The sequence below is a fragment of the Pedobacter roseus genome (genome assembly GCF_014395225.1).
Classification (GTDB): Bacteria; Bacteroidota; Bacteroidia; order Sphingobacteriales; family Sphingobacteriaceae; genus Pedobacter; species Pedobacter roseus.
Map to the genome: position 1 here is coordinate 2352917 of NZ_CP060723.1, position 23332 is coordinate 2376248.

Genomic DNA, 23332 nt, shown 5'->3' on the forward strand with positions numbered 1-23332 from the left:
TGTTTTAACCCCTAGATTCAGTTTATGAATTTTTTTATCCCTTTTAGCACCTCATTTAAGATGTGGTGTAAATCAAACCAAATTATATTGGTGATGAAACTAACAACGATACTTTTATTGGCAAGCCTCTGCCAGGTAAGTGCAGGTGTTTACAGTCAGAACATTACATTGAGGCAGAAAAATGCCTCGATGGATGTCATATTTAAATCGATAGAGAAACAGAGTCAATATGTTTTTTTATATGATGATCTTGAACTCTCTAAAACGCAGAAAGTTACTGTTAATGTTGTAAATGTGCCTATTGAGCAGGTTTTGGATTTATGCCTCAAAAATCAACCACTCAGTTATAAAATATTCGATAAAACGGTAGTGTTGAGAAAAAAGATCGATGATATTGTATATAAGTCGGTTTTTTTTGAAATCATAAACGGAAAAGTAACTGACGAAACTGGTCAGCCAATTGTAGGAGCAAGTATTTTGATAAAAGATTCAAAGGTAGGCGCAACTACTGATGCAAACGGTATGTTCTCTTTAAATGTACAAATTGGCGCAACCTTAATAGTTTCATACATTGGTTACACTTCTCAGGAAATTATTGTAGGAGATAGTAAAAATTACAACATTTCTTTAGTACCCGCTGTAAGTAATTTAACCGATGTGGTGGTTACCGCTTTAGGTATAAAACGTTCCGAGAAATCTTTAGGTTATGCGGTACAAAAAGTAGAAGGTAATACATTAACATCGGCCAAAGGGGTAAATGTAGCCACATCTTTAACCGGGAAAGTAGCGGGCTTAAATATAAAAAACAGCACAGAGTTTGCGGCTAATCCTTCCATTGAACTTCGTGGCGCTAACGCATTACTGGTTGTTGACGGGGTTCCGTACACCAGTTTATCAATCGACAATATTTCACCTGATGATATTTTAGATATCAGTGTTTTAAAAGGTGCGACTGCGTCTGCCTTATATGGCAACAGAGGTGGTAACGGTGCAATTATGGTAACCACCAAACGGGGAAATAAAGAAGGAGGGCTCGTGGTAGGTTTTAATAGCAGTAACATGTTTTCGTCTGGTTTTTTGGCCTTTCCTGAGGTGCAATCTTCCTATAGTTCTGGTAGCGGAGGAAAGTATGGCGTAGGAGATTATGTTTGGGGAGATAAACTGGATATTGGCAGAACAGCGAGTCAATACAATCCCAGTACATACAAATTTGAAGAAATGCCTCTGGTATCAAAAGGAAAAGATAATTTGGCCAATTTTTTACAACAGGGTTTTATTTTAAATAACAATTTGAGCATCAGTCAATCCGGTAAAAACGGAAGTATGCGAGCTTCATTTTCTCATGTATATAATCAGGGACAATATCCAAACACCAAACTGAATAAAATTATTGCCAGTATCTCCGGCGATATAAAAGCAGGTAATTTTAGTTTAGACGGTGGTTTTACTTTTAATAAAAGGTATTTCCCCAATAATATAGGAACAGGCTACGGCGGTGGCGGATATTTATATAACCTGGTGGTATGGTCTGGAACAGAATACGATGTACATGATTATAAAAATTATTGGGTTGCCGGTAAAGAAAATATACTGCAAAACTGGATGGAAAATACCTGGTATGATAATCCTTACTTTATTGCTAACGAAATTTTGCGCAGCGACGATTATAACCTAACTAACGGATATATTAATGCGAGCTATGACATTAGGCCTTGGTTTAAGGCTATTCTCCGCTCCGGTATTGATACCTATTCACAAACCAACGAATATAGAAATGCCATTAGTGCAGTAGGTGGCTGGAATAAAAAAGGTTATTATAGTATAGCTAAAACCGATGCATTTAACATTAATAACGATTTAATATTAACGGCTAATGGAAAACTTGGCGATTTTCGGGTTGATGGCTTAATAGGCGGATCAATATATTATAGAGAGAAAAATTACCTTAATGTAGAAACCCAGAATGGAATAACAGTGCCAGGTTTCTACGCGCTCGCAGCCTCTGTAGATCCGGTTAAAAGTACATCCTATTACAAAATAGCTGAAAAGGACAATCAAATTGGCAAAAAACAAGTGAATAGTTTTTATGGAAAAGCCTCATTTTCTTATAAAAACATCGCTTTTGTAGATATAACCGGTCGAAACGACTGGTCGTCTACCTTATCTTCACAACAACGTTCTTTCTTTTATCCATCGGTTTCGGGCAGTTTAATTATTTCTGAATTAATCAAGTTTCCGGTATGGGTAGATATGGCCAAAGTACGCGGATCATGGACGAAAACAAAATTTGATCTAGGTATTTATGACTTAAACAACAGCTACAATATTAATACTAACGTTTGGAATGGAGCAAGCACAAGCAGTTATCCAACTTCAATTAGAGGGGCAGATATTTTACCACAAACCAATAGGAGTTATGAATATGGTGCAGCTTTCGCATTCTTAAAAAATAAAGTACATTTCGATGCAGCCTATTTTAACACCTTATATTACAATAGAGCAATTTTATCAACGGTAAGCAGTAGTTCTGGCTTTGGCAGCGTACTGATTAATACAAATGAGCAGTTGAAAAGAAAAGGGGTCGAGTTATCGGCTGATGGAACGATAATATCTACTGGTAATTTTAGTTGGAATACGGGATTAAACTGGTCGACAAACAGACGTTATTATGGCAAATTGGATCCTGTATATTCAAGTAAACAACATTGGGTTACTGAAGGTAGCCGGTACGACTGGGTAAGCGGAAACGAATATGACAGGGCACCAGACGGACAACTAATTTTACAAAACGGATATCCTACTGATAGTCCACGTGCTACAGTATTGGGCTATTCAGATCCTGATTGGATATGGGGCTTTAACAATACCTTTAAATATAAAAACCTGAGTTTAGCTTTTTCATTTGATGGAAGAGTTGGTGGTAAGGCCTACAATAATATGGTGGGTTACATGTGGAGCTCGGGTACTCATATAGATAGTGATAACAGCTGGAGATATGATGAAGTTGTAAATGGCAAAGAAACTTTTAAACTTGATGGTGTAAAAGTAGTTTCAGGAACAACAACCAGAGATACTTACGGTAATATTCTTACTGATACCCGTGTTTTTGCACCAAGTACCGATGTTATATCGTATGAGGATTATTCTAGAAACTACCGTGGTGTACAGGATTATTTTACCCAAACCTTCTTTAAGTTAAGGGAGCTTTCCTTAACCTATAATATTCCAGCAAAATTCATCAAACACGCGGGAATGAAGAGTGCATCTATAGGCTTTGTTGGTCAAAACATGTTATTGTGGACTAAAGAGTGGAAATTCTCAGATCCCGATGTTGGAGGAGATGACCTGAATTCACCTTCAATAAGGTATATGGGTTTTAATGTAAAAGCTAACTTTTAAAACAACGAAAATGAAATCATATCATAAAATATTCTTTTTGGTGCTGATGAGCTTAATACTTTTTCAATCGTGTAAAAAGTTTGATGAAATCAATACCAACCCAAATTCGCCTGTTACTACCACAGCTTCTTTATTAGCTACCAACCTGATTTTAAACATTACCCGGCCATCTGAAGGAAATAAAACATCTTCGGCAATGACCAGTAAACAAATGGCTTGGGGCGAACTGCCACAGGGCGAACAGTACAATAATTACGGAAGTGCAGGTTTTGGTACCATAACAATATTAACCAATGTTCAAAAAATGATCAATGCAGCGGCAGATGCTGATAAACCTGCTTATACCGGTTTGGGTATGTTTATTAAAGCCTATAAACTATATTATTTATCGTTAAGTGTAGGAGATATCCCTTATTCGGAAGCATTGAATGGCGAAACAGGAAATACACAGCCCAAATACGACACTCAAAAGCAGGTTATGCAACAAGTATTAAAAGATTTAGAAACCTCGGCAAATTCTTTTGCAGCAGCGAAAAACTTTACCGGCGATCCTGTTTTTAATGGTAATGTAGATAACTGGAGAAGGGTTGTTAATGCTTTCCGCTTAAAAGTATTAATCAGTCTATCTAAAAAAGAAGCCGATCCTGATTTAAAAATTAAAGAAACCTTCGCACAGATTTTAGCCACCCAACCTTTATTACGCAGCAACAGTGATAACCTACAATTGGTGTTTTCTGATAAAGCAAACCAAATTTACTGGTTCAATAGTACGATTAGTAAGTTTACGAGTTATGCTATGGTTTCTTCTGTAATGACAGATACTTTGAAAAAATATAACGATTACAGGTTGTTTTACTACGCTGCACCATCGGTATATAAAGTACAAACAGAAGGAAAATTACCCGGCGATGCTGATGCATATATAGGCATCGATCCAACAGCTGTATTTTCTAGTGTATCTGCGGCCTACACGTCTAAAAAGTATTCACAGCTTAATTTGCGCTATACGGGTTACGCCTCTGGCGAACCTTTGGTGCGCATAGGCTTTGCTGAACAGAATTTTATTATTGCAGAGGCCATTGTAAGAGGTTGGGCAACCGGAACGGCTAAAAATTATTACGAAGAAGGTGTAAAACAGGCTATGAATTTTGTTGTAAATGTTACACCTGATGATGTGAAATACCATAGTGGTAAAAAGATTACACCAGCATACATTGGAAGTTACCTTACCGACATAAACGTTGCCTTTTCTGCAGTTTCGGATAAGCAATTGAAGCAGATTTCAATTCAAAAGTATTTAATGTACTTTATGCAATATCCTTATGATGCTTATTATGAATTCAGGAGGTCTGGTTATCCGAAATTACCTGTTAATCCGGCAACAAGCACCAATCCCTTTGATAAAAACAATATTCCTGTTCGTTATACTTATCCAAGTGAAGAATATAATTACAATTTGGAAAATCTAAAAACTGCATTGAACAGGCAATATGATGGAAATGATAGAACAGATGGTATAATGTGGCTTTTAAAATAAATTTCACGCTTCTCAAAGTCCTTCCTAATCCGGAAGGACTTTTTTTTGTAATATTTAAAGTAAAAAAACTGTTCGTACGTCATGTATATTTGAAAGCTGTTTTTTAATGGCAAACCTTACTTTATTTTAAATTGAATGACCGCAGTTTACATCGTAATTTTTCTGGTGACCGTTTTTTTGATCATCACCAATCTTCCCGTTTTTGGCCGCTTACCAAAAGGACAGCGCCTGGCTAAAATCCAACATTTACCCAATTATAGGGATGGCGCATTGCAAAATCTTTCTTTTACGCCAATGCAGCCTGAAGGTGTAAGCTTTTTTAAAATTTTAAAGGCCTTCTTTTTCGAAAAACATCCCAATAAATCGCCCGATAAAGCACTCCCTTTTGTAACGCCCGATATCTCAGGAAAGCCAAAAAGCGATGCTCCCGAAATCATCTGGTTCGGTCATTCTTCTTACCTGATTAAAGTAGATGGATTAAGAATTTTGGTCGATCCGGTTTTCAGCATCACACCATCACCTTTTTCCTTCATTGGCAGTAAAGCTTTTAAAGGAACGGATGTGGTTAAAGCCGAAGATTTTAAGGATATTGACGTATTGGTGATTACACACGATCATTACGATCACATGGATTATCAAAGTATCCTGAAAATTGCGCCGGAGGTTAAAAATATAATCACTTCTTTAGGCGTTGGTTCGCATTTAGAAAGGTGGGGAATTAAAACAGAAAAGATCAATGAATTAAGTTGGAACCAATCAATTAAATTATCCAATAATCTTGAATTCACCGCTGTTCCTGCAAGGCATTTTACAGGTAGGAAATTTAAAAGAAATCAGACCCTTTGGTCAGCCTTCGTATTGCAAACGGCCAACTTTAAATTGTTTTTGGGCGGCGACTCAGGCTACGATACACATTTTGCAGAAATAGGAGAGAAATATGGACCTTTTGATCTCGCTTTGTTAGAATGCGGTCAGTATAATGCATATTGGCCTTATATCCACATGTTTCCAGAAGATACCGTGCAAGCCGCCATCGATTTAAAAGCTAAGGTATTAATGCCTGTTCATTGGGGTAAATTTAGCCTGGCCATGCACCCATGGAATGAGCCTGTGCAACGTGTTGTTGCGGCAGCATCAGCAAAAGCTTTTCCATTAATAACACCAAAATTAGGCGAAACCGTTGTATTAAATGTAAATTTCCCTACCGAGAAATGGTGGTTAACAGAATAAAAACTAAACAATAATCTAGTATAGGTGTTTAATTTCTAAACTCAAATCGAATTATGAAAACTGATCTTGTAGAAATTTTTCAAACCATTAGGGCAGGCATACAACCTTACGCTACGAGGGGATATACAGTACACGAAAACTCCGAAACCGGCTACGATTTGTATAGCGAGAAAAACATGGAGTTAAACGGTGAAAAGGTTACTGAACGTTTTTTTGCTGGTGTTTATATTAATGGGAACGAGGTAGAAGTTAAGGTGAATACAAGCGAATTTTCTACAACCAACCAACAGCTTACTTCTTTCGGTGAAAATATCGCCGGATTAAAAATTGCGCAGTTGGATGATACTAAATTGAAGGAAGTAGAAACTTTGATCGAAATTATACATACCAACTTTAAAGAAAAAGAATGGATTTAGAAATTTGATGTTAAATTTGCGGCAGATAATTTTTCTCCATAACCTTCTGCTGATTGAACATTTTAAATCCTGATTACAACTGGCATCATCAATTAAGTTTAGCATTGGCTGAACATAAAATTGAGTGCCATTTTTTTTTGGAGCAAGAATTTCAACTGGTGCAAGTAGGTAAAAGTCTGATTGTCAATATGGTCGAATTAAATAATCAGTTTCAACCCGGTGATTTAATCAAACTTCAGGAAAATTATCAGCAAAAAAACAGCAAACTCATTCATCTTTGGGAAGATGTTTGGCTGTCAAGGCCTGATCAGGTTTTGTCCAGGATAAAATCATTGCTTGGGCAGAATACCAGGATTCATGGTCGTAAAACGAAGGCTTCTAAAATAACAAAACCCCTTGCTGACGCTTTTTTGAATGAAAATCACCTGCAGGGACCAGTAAGCAGTCGTTATAAAATTGGTTTATTCGAAAAAGAAAATCTCGTTGCCGTTGCCACCTTTTCTGCATTGCGGAAAATGAACCATGGCGAAAACTACAGATCTGCAGAACTGATCAGGTTTGCCGTTAAAGCGGGTTATTCCATTACCGGTGGATTAAGCAAACTGATTACTTATTTTGCAGAAAACCATCAGCCAAATGATGTGATGACCTATGCGGACCGCGATTGGTCGGCAGGAGAGGCCTACCTTACCTTAGGGTTTATGCAAACGACCACTCTGGAACCTCAGATTTACAGTCTCGATGAAAATTTAAACCGTCGGCTTAAAAAAGATAATCAGTTTTCAGCCAAAGAAGTGTTCAATACAGGAAGTTTAAAATTTATTCTCAAATTTTAATGGCTCAGCATAACCTCATCATTATTTTAGGTGCAACAGCATCCGGTAAAACAAAACTTGCCGTGCAGGTTGCAGAGGCCTTAGGTGGAGAAATTATCAGTGCCGATAGCCGTCAGGTTTTTAAACGCATGGATATTGGTACGGGTAAAGACCTGCAGGAATATGAGATAAACGAAGAAATTATTCCGTCTCATTTAATCGATATTTTAGAACCAGGTGAGCGTTACCATGTAGATGCTTTTAAAAACGATTTTTTTAAAGCTTTTGAAACCATCAACGCTAAACAAAAAATCCCTATTCTCTGTGGCGGTACAGGAATGTACATCCATAGCTTACTTCAAAATCAAACTTTTACGTCAGTACCCGTTAATCAGGAATTAAGGGATCAGCTGGATTTATTATCTAAAGAAGAGCTTGTACTGAAACTACTAAATAATAACAATCAAAATACAGATCACGTTGATTTATCTTCAAAGAAGAGGTTGATCAGGGCCTTGGAAATAGCTGATTATTTAAAAGACCATGAGTTGGAAACAGTTGAAAGACCGGAGATTAAACCCATCATTTTTGGATTAAAGAATGAGGTGGAAATCACCCGGGCTAAAATCCTTGCCAGACTGGAAGAAAGATTCAAGGCCGGGTTGATTGAAGAAGTTGAGCAACTGCTTAAAGAGGGGATCAGCAAAGAGGTTTTGATTTTTTACGGATTGGAATATAAGTTTATTGTAAATTACCTGGATGGGCTGTTTACCTTAGAGGAGTTAAAACTTAACCTGGGCATCGCCATTTGCCAGTATGCCAAAAGGCAAAATACGTTTTTCAGGAAAATGGAAAAGGACAATGTAAACGTTATCTGGCTTGATGCGGCTGCACCAACAAACCATTTAAAACAGCTGGTAATCGAAAAAGTTTCAGCGCCGATCAATTAAAAAAAGATCAGTCATCTTAACGTTGGATTATGAGTTAAATTGTATCAGTAAAACCCTTTTGGCACAACCTTTGTGTTTGTTGAAGCAATATTAGTTTAACTCAAAAATCATCCTTAAAATGAAAACAATTACTAAAATCATTGCTACTTCAGCAGCTGTAGTGGCATTATTCTTTTCTACCAATGCTAATGCACAATCACAAAAATTAGGAATAGGAATTATAGGCGGTATACCTACCAGTGATGGATACAATGTAGCCCTTGGTGCAGATTTACGCTATCAATTTGATATCGATAAACAACTATCAATCCCTGTAACTGCTGGTTACACACGTTTCTTAGCTAAGGATATTACTGTTGGTAATATTACAGTTGATGGTGTAGACTTTGGGTATATTCCTGTTAAAGCTGGTGTTAAGTACTTCTTTAATGAATCTGGTTCTGGAATCTATGGTTTAGCTGAGCTAGGTGCTGGTTTCGGTACAAACGAAGGTAGCAAAACTTCTTTTGTGTATTCACCAGCTGTTGGTTATGCATGGAGCAACGGATTAGATTTAGGTCTTAAATATGAAGGCTTATCCAGAGATGGTGGTAGCACAGGTTATGTAGGCCTGCGTTTAGCTTACGGATTCAGCTTGTAAACAGCTAATTCCAAATGATATAGAAAGCCTCCTTATTTAAGGGGGCTTTTTTATTTCATAAGATTCTGAAAAAAATGAAAATATAAAAATCCATAAATGATATTTTAACGTATATGACCTAAACCCTTAATTAATAACTTAAAATATCTGACAATGAAAACAATTACTAAACTTTTTGCAACAAGCTTAACTGCACTTGCAATTTTAACCACTTCAAATTTAAAAGCACAAACAATGGATTCGACACAGCCAATGACAACCGGAAGCGGCATGGCTTTCAAAGTTGGTGTAGGCGTAAATGGTGGATTGTTTCCTGACCGTTCTGAAATGGATTATGGTTATGGTGCAGATGTAAGACTTCAGTATGATTTAAGTCCTTACGTAGCGCTTACAGCTTCTGGTGGTTATACCAGATTAAAATGGAAAGCAAGTCCGCTTAAATTCGAATTTATTCCTTTATTAGGAGGTGTTAGGGTATTTCCGATCGAAAGAATGTATTTAAGCACTGAACTTGGATCTGGATTGGCCATTAAAGATGGTGCAAACATGAACTTTATTTATACCGGTGGTTTAGGTTATGAATGGAAAAACGGTTTGGATCTTGGTGTAAAATATGAAGGTTATGTAAACAATAGCGCTTCTGATCTTTACTTTATGAAAACAGGACAGTTTAACCTTAGACTGGGATATAATTTCAAATTATAATTAAAACATCATAATATCCTGAGAGTCCCGATGAAAATCGGGACTTTTTTATTGATTTAATATTTTAATTGCTATTTTGAGCCGAAAACCAAATACAATGAAAAGAATATTCGGAATAGCAATACTTACTGCTTTAATGGCCTGCAACCAGGCAAATAAAAATTCTACAGAAAGCAAAGATTCAACAAAAACAGATTCGGTTGCAGTTAAGAATGAAGTAGCAATAAAAGACAAAAAGAAATCGGAAATTTTTAACCAATATGTGGTTTTAAAAGATGCCCTGGTAAAATCAGATTCGGCAAGTGCCCAAAAATCGGCTGCGCAATTACAAACCAGTTTGGCTGGATACAAAGGCTGCGAACCTACAGCAGCTGTAGCAGGTAAAATTTCAGCGAGCAATAATCTTGTTTCGCAACGAAAAGATTTTACTGTTTTAAGCGCCGATTTAATCGCCTTGCTTAAAGGAGCCGAAATAGAAAAAGGCACAATTTATGTTCAGCACTGTCCTATGGCCAATAAAGGTGATGGAGGCGACTGGTTATCAACCGAAAAGGAAATCAAAAATCCTTATTATGGTAATGAAATGCTGGAGTGCGGGAGAGTGGCGGAGGAGATCAAGGCAAAATAAAATTTCAAAGGCTGTATAATTAAGCATGATTGTTACGTCATTTTGACCAATTATTCATATTAATTTAACAGATTTGTTATGCATGTATATTAATTTTATATAATTTAGAAAGCTATAAACACAATACAATAATATGTCAGATATTGCAGAGATTAAAGTTGATGGTAAGACAATAGAATTGCCAGTAATAACAGGAACGGAAGATGAGAAGGCCATTGATATTTCGAAATTAAGAGATCTTACAGGCTTTGTAACTTTAGATACTGGTTTTAAAAATACGGGTTCTACAAAAAGTAAAATCACTTTTTTAGATGGTGAAAAAGGCATTTTAAAATACAGGGGTTATTCTATTGAAGAACTTGCAGCTAAATCAAGTTTTTTAGAAGTGATTTATCTGATTATTTACGGCGACCTTCCAACGCAAAAAGAACTGGAAGATTTACAAGCCGATATCAGCAAACATACCCTGATCCATGAGGATATGAAAAAATTCTTTGATGGTTATCCATCAAGATCGCATCCAATGGGTCAATTAGGTTCTTTAATATTCTCGCTGTCTACATTTTACCCAGAATGTTTAAAGCCAAATCAAACGGCAGAAGAGCAGGATTTAACCATTATTAAGTTATTGGCTAAATTCCCAACAATTGTTTCTTTCGTTTATAAAAAATCATTGGGCCATCCGCTTATTTATCCAAAAAATAAATACGATTATGTAACCAATTTCCTTTGGATGACATTTGGTCAACGTACTGAAGATTATGATGTAAACCCGATTGTTGTAAATGCGATGAACAAATTGTTGATCCTGCATGCAGATCATGAGCAAAACTGCTCGGCATCTACTGTACGTATTGTAGGTTCTTCTGACTGTAATTTATATGCTTCAATTGCTGCTGGTATTGCTGCGCTTTGGGGACCTTTACATGGTGGTGCAAACCAGGCTGTTATCGACATGCTGGAGCTGATCAAAGCTGATGGTGGCGATACAGAGAAATGGATTAACAAAGCCAAAGATAAAAACGATCCTTTCCGTATGATGGGTTTTGGACACAGGGTTTACAAAAACTTCGATCCAAGGGCTAAAATCATTAAAAAAGCATGTGATGATATCTTAGAAAATTTAGGTATCGACGATCCAATCCTTGAGATTGCTAAAAAACTAGAAGAAGCAGCTTTAACCGATCAATACTTCATTGAGCGTAAGTTATATCCAAACGTTGATTTCTATTCAGGTATTATTTACCGCGCTTTAGGTTTCCCTTCAGAAATGTTTACCGTTCTGTTTGCTTTAGGTCGTTTACCTGGATGGATTGCACAATGGAAAGAAATGCATGAAAACAAAGAACCTATCGGTCGTCCACGCCAGATTTATGTTGGTGAAACGGATAGAGAATTTGTTGAATTAAAAGACAGAAAATAATTGCAATAAACGCATAAAAAAACCACTCGAAAATATCGGGTGGTTTTTTTGTGTGATCTACTTTTTTAAACCATACCCGTCATTTCGAGCGGAGTGTAAAGAAGCTGAGAAATTTATCACGATACTCTTTTCGAGATAGATCTCTCCATTCCACTGCGTTCCATCCGATAGCTATCGGATCGGAATGACGTTATAAACTATGTTGCCACGTAATAAATCAAATTGATCATTGCCAATTCTGATAGCTTAAATGCAACAGCATACAAAATTAAGATCCAAAAGATTTTAAAGATTGTGCTCCAGGTTTTACGCTGATAGAAAACAGTCAGAGCTTTAAACATGTACCAAAACAAATATACCGTAACGCCAACCTCAATTATATTGCTCACCACAGAGTGCTCCCCAAACACATGTTTCATAATGGGTTCGGTAATAATCGAAATGATAAAATAAACCATCATCCCATGGATGGTAAAAATCAGGTGATCCAAATAATAAATATGGTTTTTCCTGAAATTGAGCATAATAAACCAGGCCAGTAAAGGCATCAGTAAAAAGTATTGTTTTGGGCGGTTATGCTCTAAAGTTTCCTGGATAACTTCTGATTTCTCTCCGATAGTAATCGCTCTTTTTTTGATCAATTTTTCATACCAGCTGTCCTGATCTGCAACGGGCAGTTTCTTCTGGCGCGATAAGTAGGCGGCATAAGTACTGTCATTCCTTTCAACATGGATCTCATTATATTCTTCGAGCATATCCGAAATAGAATCAGATTTAAGCGTTACATTTTCTGATTTAAGCCTGCTTAATTCTTTTTCCTGATCAGCAAAGCTTAATTTTATAAATGCCTTTTTCTTGACAGCATGATTGATCGATTTAGTTGTTCTATCTGCAATGCTTTTTGGCATTCCTGAAAGTTTGAGTGCTTTACTTACACTATCTGTAACATTTTGATCCTTTTTATTTTCAATTTCGATTTCACCATGGTCTGAATCCTTCTCTACATGTTTTGGCGAATACACCACCAAAAAATATACAATGGATACAAAGATGTACATGCTCACCGGATTGATATAGCGGGCTCTTTTACCGGCTAAATAATCGAGCGTAACCTGTCCTGGTTTTGTTAAAAGGGGAGAAAGGGTCTGAAAAAATTTGTTATCGAAATGAAAATAATGGGCAATGCTATGGCTAATAAAACCCCAGAAACTTTCTTTTAATTCTAAATTGGGTTGACCGCAGTTACTGCAATAATGTTTCTCAACATGCGAACCACAGTTTAGGCAGTTATGTTCTTTTCTATATTTACCAGCTGACATAAGAGGTTAATCGGAAATTATAAATGGTTAATGGCTTCTACTTCTGCACGGGTATGTTTGTGTTTAAAAATAACCACAAAAACAACAGCAATTACTAAAACATAAATGGTAAAGGCAAGCCAGATGTTGTGCCAGTCTTTTACTTCCAATGCCCTGCTTAAATTGCCGTTTTCTAATACACTGATACCCTTATTTTTTAAAAAAGTAAGTAAATGTGCATTATCAGCTTCGCTATTTACATATTTGGATAACGAGTAGATATTGGAATAATATGTTGTAAAATATTTACTGATCATCCAGCCTGATATCAAACTTCCAAATATGGCACCGAAACCATTGGTCATCATCATAAATAAACCCTGGGCCGATGAACGTATTTTTGGTGTGGTAGAAGTTTCTACAAATAATGAACCCGAAATATTAAAGAAATCAAAAGCCATGCCGTACACGATACAAGACGTGATGATCATCCAAAGGTTGGTCGATGGATCGCCAAAAGCGAATAAACCAAAGCGTAGCACCCATGCAAACATGGCAATTGCAATTACCCACTTAATACCAAGTCTTTTCAAAAAGAATGGAATAGCAAGGATAAAAAGTGTTTCAGATATCTGAGAAATAGATAGGATAATGGTAGAAAATTTGATTACAAAAGATTCTGCAAAAACTGGAAATAACTTAAATTCATCCAAAAAAACATCACCATAGGCATTAGTTAGCTGTAAAGCTGCACCCAAAAACATAGAGAAAATAAAAAATAATGCCATTTTATAATCTGCAAAAAGTTTAAACGATTCTAAACCCAGCTTTTGTACAAATGTTTTTTTCTCGCTGATTAAATTTAAGGGTCTACATTCAGGTAGCGTAAAGGAATATACCCCCAATAACAACGCACTAACACCTGCTATGTAAAATTGATTTGCACTTGCTTTATTACCTGTTAAATTGGTGAGCCACATGGCCGCAATAAAACCCACAGTACCCCAAACACGGATGGGAGGGAAGTTTTTTACCACATCGAAATTGCCATTTTTTAAAGTAGTATAGCTAATTGAATTGCTTAAGGCAATAGTAGGCATGTAAAAACACATGGCCACTAACATTACCCAAAAGAAGGTATGTGGATTTTCTACTTGTGGCAGATAAAACATGGCCCCGGCATAAAGAATATGTAAAATGGCATATAGTTTTTCAGCGTTAATCCATTTATCGGCGATGATACCTGTTATGGTTGGCATAAATAGGGATGCAATACCCATTGTAGAAAAAATGATCCCGAAATCTGCACCATCCCATTGTTTGGTTCCAAACCAGTAATTTGCAATCGTAATTAACCAGGCAGCCCATACAAAGAATTGCATGAAACTCATTATAGTTAAGCGAAACTTAACGTTCATAATAATAGTTTAGTTTGATTATTGAAAGTAAAAGCTGAATATAGAACTATTTTGAATCATAATCCAAAATGAGCTTAAATTATTTTAAACAATCTGGCTCATTTTGGTATTTAGCTTTTTATTTATTGATTTTTTAAGAAAAATCTGAAGGAATTATGATCTGTTGGATATTTTTAAAGAAAAATTAAGATGTTCCGCGTTTATTAAGTTCATCGCGTAACCTTGCTGCCTTCTCGTAGGCTTCTTCTGCAATGGCTTCTTGCAGCTTTTGCTGAAGTTCTTCCAGCGTAAGATCGCCAAAGCCTTGTTGTTTGCCGGCACTTGGCAAGCTGTCTGCTTCGGGTTCTTTTGTTAAAGAATCCATGTTCTCAAGGAAAAGAAAATCATTTCCTTCAATTACAATCCCTGCAGAGGCAAGGATAAATTCGTAGGTGTAAATCATGGCATTAAACCTAACGGCCAAAGCAATAGCATCAGAGGTACGGGCATCAACCTCGTGGGTGTTTTTGCCATCGCTGCAGATCAGTTTTGCATAAAAAACGCCATCAACCAGGTTGTAAATAATTACTTCCTGTATATTGATATGAAAAGTATCAGCCATCGATTTAAACAGATCGTGTGTTAATGGCCTACTAGGAGTCATTTTCTCAATTTCTATCGCAATGGCCTGTGCCTCAAAAGCACCAATAATAATAGGCAAACGCCTGCGACCATTTACTTCTCCTAAAACAAGGGCATAAGCACCAGATTGAGTCTGGCTGTAAGATAAACCTACAATATCTAATTTTACTTTTTTCATATTTATGGTAAGACCTTACAGGTTTTTAAAACCTATAAGGTCTATAAGATATTATCCCTTATGTGCTTTTAATGCTTCAATTAATTTTGGTACCACTTCAAAAGCATCACCAACAATACCATAATCAGCTACTTTAAAGAAAGGTGCTTCAGGATCTTTGTTGATTACTACAATAACTTTTGATGAGCTTACACCTGCCAAATGCTGGATAGCGCCGGAAATACCGATGGCAATGTATAAGTTCGGACTGATGGCAATACCGGTTTGACCAACGTGTTCAGAATGAGGTCTCCAATCTGCATCTGAAACTGGTTTAGAACAGGCTGTAGCTGCGCCCAATAAATTGGCAAGCTCTTCGATCATTCCCCAGTTTTCCGGTCCTTTTAAGCCTCTGCCTGCTGATACTACCAGTTCTGCATCTGGTAATGATACTTTATCAGTAGCCCTTACAATATCTTTAATAACAGTACCTAAGTCTGATTGTTTAATATCGGCAGCAAAGTTTTCTATCGCAGCATCAGTTGCATTTTCTTTAACACCAAAAGCATTTGGATTTAAAGCAATGACTTTGTTAGCGGAAGTTAATTCGGTAATGGCAAATGCTTTACCTGAGAAGGCTGTTTTCTTTACCGCAAATTTACCATCATTACTAGGTAATTCAACTGCTCCATCAGCCAAACCTGCTTTAAGTTTTACTGCAATACGAGGCGCTAAACCTTTTCCTGAGAAGGAGTTAGATAAAACAACGATATCAGCACCTTCTTTTTCGGCAGCTGCAGCAATAACACTGGCATAAGCCTGGTTTACAAAAGTTTTTAACTGATCAGTGCTTACATTTAACACTTTAGCTGCACCGTATTTTCCTAATTCCTTTAATTCACTTTCTGCAACATCACCAATAGAAATAGCCATTAAGTTGGTTGATTGTTGATCGGCAATGGCTTTGGCATAAGAAACGGCTTCAAAAACAGATTTCTTGAATTTACCCTCAGCTTGCTCTACATATACTAATACTGACATATATTTATCTCTAAATCCCCTAAAGGGGAATTTTATTTATAATGAAATTGATACTATTAATTATCTCTTTATTTAACAACTGAAAACTCCAAACTGCCAATTATATCACTTTAGCTTCGCTATGTAACAAGCTGATCAACTGTTCTGTTTGATCGGCAGGAACTAACTTTACTGTACCACGTGGGGCAGGGGTTTCGTATTTCGTTACTTTGCTCACTTCTTCAATAGCAACCGCATCAACTACTGTTAAAGGTTTTGTCCTTGCGCTCATGATACCACGCATGTTAGGTATTTTTGGCTCTGCGACACCTTCGGCACAGCTTGCCACAAATTTGCCAGAAACGGTTAATACTTCTTTACCGCCTTCAATTTCTCTTTCAATCGTTGCGGTATCGCCTTCAAGCGTTAATTTTTTGATAATGGATACCGATGGAATATCTAAAAATTCGCCAACCATAGCCGCAACCTGGTTACCATTGTAATCGATAGATTCGCGGCCGGTTAAAATGATATCAAAATCTTTGTCTTTAGCATATTCAGCAATCTGTTTAGCCACAAAATAAGCATCTCTGGGTGCTGCGTTAACCCTCACAGCATCATCTGCACCAATTGCCAGTGCTTTTCTAATGGTTGGATCGTTGGCTGCTTCGCCTACGTTAATTACGGTTACCGTTCCTTTACCGCCTTCGGTTAGCTCGATGGCTCTTGATAAAGCAATTTCATCATAAGGATTAACAATATATTGCACTCCCGACGTATTGAATTCGGTATTATCATTAGTAAAAGTTATTTTTGTCGTCGTGTCTGGCACGTTACTGATACAAACTAATATTTTCATATGTTAATAGTGGTTTTTATTTAATGAACGATCCAGGACTATAATTGTTCGCTGTTAATCGATTCATATATGATATCATTATTATATAAGGTCTTTCTGCAAATTTAATTAAAAAAGCAAGGAAATAAAATGTCATCTACCCGTTTAAGCAAGTTATTGGAATTTTTAGAAAGTGATGCTAACGATCCGTTTATACTATATGCCTTAGCCACAGAGTATAACAATCTAAATGATAAAGAAAAGGCCTATTCTTTTTACCTTCAGTTAACCGATAAACATCCTGATTATGTAGGAACTTATTACCATTTGGGTAAATTATTGGAAAAAGACGGGGAAAAAGAGAAAGCAATCGAAACCTATCAGAAGGGGATGCAGGTAGCCCGGAATAAACGTGATATGCATGCTTTTTCTGAATTACAGGGTGCATACAACTCGGCTGCAGGATTGGATTATGAAGATGATTAAGCCCATTTCCAGTTGTCAATTTTCAGTTAACAGTTATTAGTTTTTAAATTAATGCAAACCAAACCCATCGCTGCGAAAAGGCAGTGGCTGTTTATCCGGAATGTAATTTTTTTTACATTCACTTCTTTTGGTGGTGCACAGGCACACCTGGCATTATTATTAAAATATTTTGTTCAAAGTACAAAGTTCATCTCAGAAGAGGAACTTTTAGAGCTGAATGCACTGGCACAGGTTTTACCCGGGCCTGCATCAACCCAAACTTTGGTAGGGATTGCCTGGAAGGTAGGTAAACTAAAACTGGCCATCATTACCTTTCTGATCTGGATTTTGCCTACGGCGGCAATCATGACTTTTGCTGCCATTAGTTATGCGCTGTTGGATCAGAAACAAAAGTTTAACGATATTTTACAATACATACAACCCATTGCTTTGGGCATTGTAGCTTATGGCGCATGGAAACTGGGGAAAAAAGTGCTGTCCTCACAGGTTTCTGTCTTTTTGGCCATCGCTTCGGTTATTGCTACACTGGTTTTAAGAAATGCTTATGTGTTTCCATTGTCCATTTTAATCGGCGGAATGATTTCCTCAGCCATCGAAACTCCAAAAGAAGAAACGGAACTGAGGGTTAAGCTTTTTTCGAACATTAACCCTAAAAAAATGATCTACTTTTTAGGTGCTTTGCTGTTATTTGCATTGGTTGGCGCAATAATCAATCGAACATCACCTTTTAGTTTACCTATCCGTTTATTGGAAAATTTTTACCGTAACGGTATATTGGTATTTGGAGGTGGGCAAGTGCTTGTACCATTGATGTTTACTGAGTTTGTAGAGATGAAACATTATTTGCCTTCATCAGGTTTTTTATCTGGCTTTGCACTTCAGCAGGCCTTGCCGGGGCCCACTTTTTCTTTTACAAGTTACCTCGGTGCCCTGAGTATGAAAAATTTTGGTTATGGAATGTGGGGGCAGATTTTGGGTGGATTAATTGGCGTAATCGGGATCAATTTGCCAGGATTGATCCTGGTTTTGTTTATTGTACCTTTTTGGGACGACCTGAAAAAGATTTCCAGGATCCGTCATAGTTTATCTGGAATCAACGCGGTAAGTGTAGGTTTCATTATTGCCGCATTTGTACTGTTGCTAATCCCAATGGGTTTTAACTGGTTATTTTTGGGCATTATGCTGGCAACCTTTCTGTTGCTCAATTTCACCAGGGTAAGTCCTCCGTTAATAGTACTGGCGGGAATCCTCGTCGGGTATCTTTTTTAGTATTCGTTAATGCTGATTTTTTATTAAAGAAGATTTAGTTATATCTTCGCCAAATTTTAAAATCAGATAAATTATGAAGAAACTATTAACGCTTCTATTATTAAGCGGGCTAGGGGTAACTACCCAGGCCCAGGAAAAAAACAGTTTTGAAGTAGGACTGCACGTCGGTTATAACGCAGCTACTGTTACAACGAGTACACAGACCAACAGCGATTTCAGAAGTGGTTTTAACGTAACGGCCGTTGGAGATTATTTCTTTTCGGACAGGTGGAGTATAAAAGCAAAGATTGGTTATGATCAAAAAGGATGGGACAATGGCTATTTAACCAATCTGGATAACGGACAGAGTTTTGTAACCAATTACGAGATTAATTACTTAACCATCCCTGTAATGGCCAACTGGCATTTTGGAAAGAAAAGAAACTGGTACTTAAACTTTGGACCATATTTTGGTATTTTGTTAGATGCGAAAGAATCAAAGTTCAATACGGATCTAAAAGACTTTGTGCACAATCGGGATATTGGTTTCGATTTGGGAATTGGAGTAAAATTACCTATCGCAAATAAAATAAAAGTATTGTTAGAAGCTGATGGACAATCAGGTATTACCGATCTGTTTAAACAAAACCAAGGTTACCGCATCAGAACAGGAAGATCAAGCTTAAATGCGGGATTGCTTTTTAGCTTGTAGAATTTCATTAAATAAAAAATGCCTCAGATGAAAATCGGAGGCATTTTTTTATGAAGTTATATTTTAAAACGGTGGATCATCATCATTGTAGTCATCCATTTTTGAAGGACGGATGATGACGTTGCTCTGCTTTTCAAAATCCTGTGAAGGGTACATTCCGGCTGATGGATCTGCCGCAAACGAACTTGGCGGTGCATTAAAATCATCCTCTAAATCTGTAAATTTCACAAATTTACCAACGAATTTAAGTGGTACAATCCCGGTTTCACCGTTACGGTGTTTTGCAATAATAACCTCTCCAATACCCGCCTGCGATCTTCCTTGCTCGTCTTCGGTAATACCATAATATTCAGGGCGGTACAAGAACAATACCATATCCGCATCCTGCTCAATTGATCCCGATTCACGTAAATCGGATAACATTGGCCTTTTTCCCTGTAAACCAGGTCTGCTCTCCACCGCACGACTTAGCTGCGAAAGTGCCAGTACCGGAACATCAAGTTCTTTTGCAACTGATTTTAGTGCCCTTGAAATACTACCAATTTCCTGCTCACGGTTACCACCACCTTTTCCTTCGCCTTTACCATGCATTAACTGCAAGTAATCGACAATTACAAGTTGGATATCATATTGTGATTTTAACCTCCGGCATTTTGCCCTGAATTCAAATATATTTAGTGCCGGGGTATCATCAATTAACAGGGGAGCTTCGGTTAAGCGGCCAATTTTACTATGCAGCTGTTGCCATTCCCATTCCTGTAAATTTCCTTTTCTGATTTTTTCCTGCTCAATTTCTGCTTCTCCTGAAATTAAACGATTCACCAGCTGAACCGACGACATCTCGAGTGAGAATACTACTGTCGGTTTTGCAAAATCGACGGTGGCATTTCTCGCACAGGTTAGTACGAATGCCGTTTTTCCCATCGCCGGACGTGCAGCGATAATCACCAGATCCTGCTTTTGCCATCCACCGGTAATCCGGTCTAAGCCCGTAAAACCCGTCGGCACACCAGTTAAACCATCTGTTTTGGTTCGGAGTTCCTCAAGTGTGGCTAAAGATTGTTTGATGATATCGTCCATTTTCTGTGTATCCCTACGCAGGTTGTTTTGGGCGATTTCAAAAAGTCCTTTTTCAGCCTGATCCAATAAGTCGAAAATATCTGTGGTATCTTCGTAAGCATTGGTAATAATTTCTGTGGAGATTCTGATCAGTTCGCGCTGGATATATTTTTGAGAAATAATCCTCGCGTGAAATTCAATATTAGCTGCAGAAGCAACACGATTGGTTAAATGCGTAATGTAATAAGCGCCACCCACCATTTCTAAAGATCCCAGGGTACGCAGCTCCGAGGTTACGGTTAAAATATCTACCGGTTTCGATTTCTGGAATAAAATATGGATCGCTTCAAAGATTTTCTGGTGAGCGATATTATAAAAAACTTCAGGCTTCAAAACATCGATAACAGCAGATAGGGCATCTTTTTCGAGCATCAATGCACCTAAAACGGCTTCTTCCAGGTCTAATGCCTGTGGGGGATTTTTCCCTGTGAACTTATGGTATTGCTTAATCTGCTTTTTCTAGCAGTCATACTGTTCTTTCCGCCTTGTTCATTATCGATACTCATTCAACAAAAGTAATCAAATTTTGACGGGGTTGTTTGAATTAGTTACTAGTTGTTTGTTAACAAATTGAAGTATAATCAGATTAAATTTTTGAAGGTTTTATAAAGCTTTGAAAATTTTTAAACAATTAAATGTTAATAAGGAGGATAATAGATTAGGGCTAAAACATTTATTTGAATACTTTTGCCTAACAATTTCAAAACATGGATAATTTTAGAAGACCGCAACGCGCAAAAGAGAATAATGAGTTTGTATTTGGTATAAGGGCCGTAATAGAAGCCATTAAAGCAGGAAGAGATATTGAAACCATTTACCAGCAACGCGGTTTAGGCGGCGAATTATTTTTGGAGTTGAAAGCACTTTTAAAAGATACACTGATCCCCTTAAATTCGGTTCCTGTAGAAAAACTGAACCGGATGTCGCAGAAAAACCATCAGGGTGTAATTGCGGTGATTTCTCCGATAACTTATCAAAACATTGAAGACATTGTTCCGGCGGTTTTCGAAAAAGGAGAGGTGCCCTTAATATTGGTTTTGGATAGTGTAACCGATGTGCGTAATATGGGTGCAATTGCCCGTACAGCTGCATGTGTGGGCGTTCATGCCATTGTGGTGCCCTTAAAAAACGCTGCGCAGATCAATGCTGATGCCATTAAAACTTCGGCAGGAGCATTGTTTAATATTCCTATATGCCGTCATAGCAATCTGCATAAAACCTGTCTGTTTTTACAAGAAAGTGGTTTGCAGATTGTAGCCTGTACTGAAAAAACAAACGATTTTATTTATGCTCCTGATTATACCATGCCAACCGCAATTGTAATGGGATCGGAAGATGAGGGTATTTCAAATGAACTTTTACGTGTGGCAGATCATCTGGCTAAAATACCAATGGCGGGCAAAATTGAATCCCTTAATGTTTCTGTTGCGGCAGGCGTAATTTTATACGAAGCGGTTAGACAGCGTGGGATGTAAAATGGAAGATGGGAAATTGATGTAAAAGGGAAAATGTAAGATGGATAATGGCAACGATGCTACATCATCCATCTTACATATCATATCGTCCATCTTTATATAAACTTATTGCCAAAACGTGATTTAACCTCTGCAACAAATTCTTTAACACGTTGTTCTTCGTCTCTGGGGCAGATCATCAGCATATTGTTGTTTTCTACAACAATATAATCGTGCAATCCTTGTAAGATCACCAGTTTATCTTTCGGTACATTTACCATGCAGTTTGACGAATCGAACATAATTACCTGTTCTGAAGGAATAACGGCATTACCTACATAATCTTTTTCGGCCATCTCGTAAATAGAAGCCCAGGTACCTAAATCAGACCACCCAAAATCGGAAGGAAGCACATAAACATTATCCGCCTTTTCCATAATGCCAAAATCGATTGAAATATTGGTGCATTGCAGATAAGCATTATTGATAAATGTTTTTTCGTTCTCAGTATTAAGTTCCGACCGGCCTAAATTGAATATTTCATACATATCAGGCAGGTGTTTCTCAAAAGCACTTAAAATTGTTTTTGCCGACCAGATAAAAATTCCGGCATTCCATAAAAAATCGCCGCTTTGCAAAAATGATTTTGCTAAGTCGAGATTTGGTTTTTCAGTAAAGGTTTTAACTTTATGTAAATCGGTATCGGTATTGAGCACATAATCAGTATGTTGGATGTAGCCGTAACCTGTATCCGGGCGATTTGGTTTAATGCCTAAAGTGATTAAACAGTCGTTTTTAGATGCTGCATCCAACGATTGCTCAATAGATGCTACAAAGCCATCAATATCGGCAATGGTATGATCGGAAGGCGCTACCACAATGGTTGCATTGGGATTTAATTCTGCAATTTTTAAACTGCCGTAAGCAATGCAGGGCGCTGTATTTCTCAGTAGCGGCTCAGCCAGAATTTGATTTGGACTTAATTGTGGCAGCTGCTCTTTTACCAGGTCCGAATAAATTTCATTCGTAACTATAAAAATATTTTCTGGGAGACAAATTTTTAAAAACCTTTCATACGTACTTTGTATTAAAGTTTTACCTACACCGAAAAAATCGATAAATTGTTTTGGATATTCTGTTCTGCTTACCGGCCAAAAGCGACTTCCGACGCCACCGGCCATAATTAATGCATAATAATTTTTATTCATTTTTTATTTT

At 37.2% G+C, this 23332-nt stretch carries 20 protein-coding genes and 1 pseudogene; 14 read left to right on the forward strand and 7 right to left on the reverse strand.

The genetic code is table 11. From position 1 onward, the window contains the following. Positions 1-93: 93 nt before the first annotated feature. From H9L23_RS09880 to H9L23_RS09925, 10 genes are all read left to right on the forward strand, one after another. Positions 94-3399 (forward strand): SusC/RagA family TonB-linked outer membrane protein, encoded by a 3306-nt coding sequence (locus H9L23_RS09880; RefSeq protein WP_187594801.1) that lies wholly within the window; start codon positions 94-96, stop codon positions 3397-3399. A gap of 10 nt (positions 3400-3409) precedes the next feature. Continuing rightward, complete coding sequence (locus H9L23_RS09885) at positions 3410-4936, forward strand: SusD/RagB family nutrient-binding outer membrane lipoprotein (RefSeq protein WP_187594802.1); 1527 nt, start codon at positions 3410-3412, stop codon at positions 4934-4936. A 135-nt stretch (positions 4937-5071) separates the two neighbouring features. After that, on the forward strand, positions 5072-6166 hold the full coding sequence (locus H9L23_RS09890; RefSeq protein ID WP_187594803.1) for an MBL fold metallo-hydrolase: 1095 nt from the start codon (positions 5072-5074) through the stop codon (positions 6164-6166). Positions 6167-6219: 53 nt separating this feature from the next. Continuing rightward, complete coding sequence (locus tag H9L23_RS09895; RefSeq protein ID WP_187594804.1) at positions 6220-6582, forward strand: hypothetical protein; 363 nt, start codon at positions 6220-6222, stop codon at positions 6580-6582. Between the two features lie 53 nt (positions 6583-6635). Further along, positions 6636-7418: a PDDEXK family nuclease gene (locus tag H9L23_RS09900; protein ID WP_187594805.1), complete on the forward strand. Its 783-nt coding sequence runs from the start codon at positions 6636-6638 to the stop codon at positions 7416-7418. Next, positions 7418-8347, forward strand: coding sequence for a tRNA (adenosine(37)-N6)-dimethylallyltransferase MiaA (gene miaA, locus H9L23_RS09905; RefSeq protein WP_187594806.1), 930 nt, complete (start codon positions 7418-7420; stop codon positions 8345-8347). Before H9L23_RS09900 ends, miaA begins: the two co-directional genes overlap by 1 nt. 118 nt (positions 8348-8465) lie before the next feature. Next, positions 8466-8987: an outer membrane beta-barrel protein gene (locus H9L23_RS09910; RefSeq protein ID WP_187594807.1), complete on the forward strand. Its 522-nt coding sequence runs from the start codon at positions 8466-8468 to the stop codon at positions 8985-8987. A 153-nt stretch (positions 8988-9140) separates the two neighbouring features. Next, positions 9141-9692, forward strand: coding sequence for a hypothetical protein (locus tag H9L23_RS09915; RefSeq protein ID WP_187594808.1), 552 nt, complete (start codon positions 9141-9143; stop codon positions 9690-9692). 97 nt (positions 9693-9789) lie between these two features. After that, positions 9790-10320 carry a DUF3347 domain-containing protein gene (locus H9L23_RS09920; protein ID WP_187594809.1) on the forward strand — a complete coding sequence of 177 codons (531 nt, stop codon included), beginning with the start codon at positions 9790-9792 and terminating at the stop codon, positions 10318-10320. A gap of 133 nt (positions 10321-10453) precedes the next feature. Beyond that, positions 10454-11743: a citrate synthase gene (locus H9L23_RS09925; RefSeq protein ID WP_187594810.1), complete on the forward strand. Its 1290-nt coding sequence runs from the start codon at positions 10454-10456 to the stop codon at positions 11741-11743. 197 nt (positions 11744-11940) lie between these two features. On the opposite strand, the gene H9L23_RS09930 is transcribed toward H9L23_RS09925, so the two are convergent. From H9L23_RS09930 to H9L23_RS09950, 5 genes are all read right to left on the reverse strand, one after another. Next, entirely contained in the window at positions 11941-13062 is a 1122-nt protein-coding gene (locus H9L23_RS09930; protein ID WP_187594811.1) for a DUF3667 domain-containing protein, read from the reverse strand. Between the two features lie 17 nt (positions 13063-13079). Continuing rightward, positions 13080-14423 (reverse strand): nucleoside permease, encoded by a 1344-nt coding sequence (locus H9L23_RS09935; RefSeq protein WP_317175293.1) that lies wholly within the window; start codon positions 14421-14423, stop codon positions 13080-13082. Positions 14424-14643: 220 nt separating this feature from the next. After that, positions 14644-15258 carry a bifunctional nuclease family protein gene (locus H9L23_RS09940; RefSeq protein WP_187594813.1) on the reverse strand — a complete coding sequence of 205 codons (615 nt, stop codon included), beginning with the start codon at positions 15256-15258 and terminating at the stop codon, positions 14644-14646. Positions 15259-15309: 51 nt separating this feature from the next. Beyond that, positions 15310-16278, reverse strand: a complete 969-nt coding sequence (locus H9L23_RS09945) for an electron transfer flavoprotein subunit alpha/FixB family protein (RefSeq protein WP_187594814.1) — start codon at positions 16276-16278, stop codon at positions 15310-15312. A 100-nt stretch (positions 16279-16378) separates the two neighbouring features. Next, positions 16379-17116, reverse strand: coding sequence for an electron transfer flavoprotein subunit beta/FixA family protein (locus H9L23_RS09950; protein WP_187594815.1), 738 nt, complete (start codon positions 17114-17116; stop codon positions 16379-16381). Between the two features lie 129 nt (positions 17117-17245). Between H9L23_RS09950 and H9L23_RS09955 the strand changes: the two genes are divergently transcribed. From H9L23_RS09955 to H9L23_RS09965, 3 genes are all read left to right on the forward strand, one after another. Further along, positions 17246-17581, forward strand: coding sequence for a tetratricopeptide repeat protein (locus H9L23_RS09955; RefSeq protein ID WP_187594816.1), 336 nt, complete (start codon positions 17246-17248; stop codon positions 17579-17581). Between the two features lie 51 nt (positions 17582-17632). Then, the gene (gene chrA / locus H9L23_RS09960) at positions 17633-18850 is read left to right on the forward strand and encodes a chromate efflux transporter (protein ID WP_187594817.1); all 1218 of its coding nucleotides are present in this window, start codon (positions 17633-17635) and stop codon (positions 18848-18850) included. A 73-nt stretch (positions 18851-18923) separates the two neighbouring features. After that, positions 18924-19541, forward strand: coding sequence for a porin family protein (locus tag H9L23_RS09965; RefSeq protein ID WP_187594818.1), 618 nt, complete (start codon positions 18924-18926; stop codon positions 19539-19541). A gap of 63 nt (positions 19542-19604) precedes the next feature. Here H9L23_RS09965 and dnaB read toward each other — a convergent pair. After that, a pseudogene (dnaB, locus tag H9L23_RS09970) lies at positions 19605-21166 on the reverse strand (replicative DNA helicase). 201 nt (positions 21167-21367) lie between these two features. On the opposite strand from dnaB, the gene rlmB reads away from it, so the two are divergent. Beyond that, positions 21368-22135 (forward strand): 23S rRNA (guanosine(2251)-2'-O)-methyltransferase RlmB, encoded by a 768-nt coding sequence (gene rlmB / locus H9L23_RS09975; protein ID WP_187594819.1) that lies wholly within the window; start codon positions 21368-21370, stop codon positions 22133-22135. 95 nt (positions 22136-22230) lie between these two features. Here the strand turns inward: rlmB and H9L23_RS09980 are convergent, their stop codons facing one another. After that, the gene (locus tag H9L23_RS09980; RefSeq protein WP_187594820.1) at positions 22231-23322 is read right to left on the reverse strand and encodes a mannose-1-phosphate guanylyltransferase; all 1092 of its coding nucleotides are present in this window, start codon (positions 23320-23322) and stop codon (positions 22231-22233) included. Positions 23323-23332: the final 10 nt, after the last annotated feature.

What these genes read in the sequence shown, in the direction of transcription:
- H9L23_RS09880 (WP_187594801.1), top strand. Translation starts at nt 94, where the DNA reads ATGAAACTAACAACGATACTTTTATTGGCAAGCCTCTGCCAGGTAAGT.
- H9L23_RS09885 (WP_187594802.1), top strand. Translation starts at nt 3,410, where the DNA reads ATGAAATCATATCATAAAATATTCTTTTTGGTGCTGATGAGCTTAATA.
- H9L23_RS09890 (WP_187594803.1), top strand. Translation starts at nt 5,072, where the DNA reads ATGACCGCAGTTTACATCGTAATTTTTCTGGTGACCGTTTTTTTGATC.
- H9L23_RS09895 (WP_187594804.1), top strand. Translation starts at nt 6,220, where the DNA reads ATGAAAACTGATCTTGTAGAAATTTTTCAAACCATTAGGGCAGGCATA.
- miaA (WP_187594806.1), top strand. Translation starts at nt 7,418, where the DNA reads ATGGCTCAGCATAACCTCATCATTATTTTAGGTGCAACAGCATCCGGT.
- H9L23_RS09910 (WP_187594807.1), top strand. Translation starts at nt 8,466, where the DNA reads ATGAAAACAATTACTAAAATCATTGCTACTTCAGCAGCTGTAGTGGCA.
- H9L23_RS09915 (WP_187594808.1), top strand. Translation starts at nt 9,141, where the DNA reads ATGAAAACAATTACTAAACTTTTTGCAACAAGCTTAACTGCACTTGCA.
- H9L23_RS09920 (WP_187594809.1), top strand. Translation starts at nt 9,790, where the DNA reads ATGAAAAGAATATTCGGAATAGCAATACTTACTGCTTTAATGGCCTGC.
- H9L23_RS09925 (WP_187594810.1), top strand. Translation starts at nt 10,454, where the DNA reads ATGTCAGATATTGCAGAGATTAAAGTTGATGGTAAGACAATAGAATTG.
- H9L23_RS09930 (WP_187594811.1), bottom strand. Translation starts at nt 13,062, where the DNA reads ATGTCAGCTGGTAAATATAGAAAAGAACATAACTGCCTAAACTGTGGT.
- H9L23_RS09935 (WP_317175293.1), bottom strand. Translation starts at nt 14,423, where the DNA reads ATGCAATTCTTTGTATGGGCTGCCTGGTTAATTACGATTGCAAATTAC.
- H9L23_RS09940 (WP_187594813.1), bottom strand. Translation starts at nt 15,258, where the DNA reads ATGAAAAAAGTAAAATTAGATATTGTAGGTTTATCTTACAGCCAGACT.
- H9L23_RS09945 (WP_187594814.1), bottom strand. Translation starts at nt 16,278, where the DNA reads ATGTCAGTATTAGTATATGTAGAGCAAGCTGAGGGTAAATTCAAGAAA.
- H9L23_RS09950 (WP_187594815.1), bottom strand. Translation starts at nt 17,116, where the DNA reads ATGAAAATATTAGTTTGTATCAGTAACGTGCCAGACACGACGACAAAA.
- H9L23_RS09955 (WP_187594816.1), top strand. Translation starts at nt 17,246, where the DNA reads ATGTCATCTACCCGTTTAAGCAAGTTATTGGAATTTTTAGAAAGTGAT.
- chrA (WP_187594817.1), top strand. Translation starts at nt 17,633, where the DNA reads ATGCAAACCAAACCCATCGCTGCGAAAAGGCAGTGGCTGTTTATCCGG.
- H9L23_RS09965 (WP_187594818.1), top strand. Translation starts at nt 18,924, where the DNA reads ATGAAGAAACTATTAACGCTTCTATTATTAAGCGGGCTAGGGGTAACT.
- rlmB (WP_187594819.1), top strand. Translation starts at nt 21,368, where the DNA reads ATGGATAATTTTAGAAGACCGCAACGCGCAAAAGAGAATAATGAGTTT.
- H9L23_RS09980 (WP_187594820.1), bottom strand. Translation starts at nt 23,322, where the DNA reads ATGAATAAAAATTATTATGCATTAATTATGGCCGGTGGCGTCGGAAGT.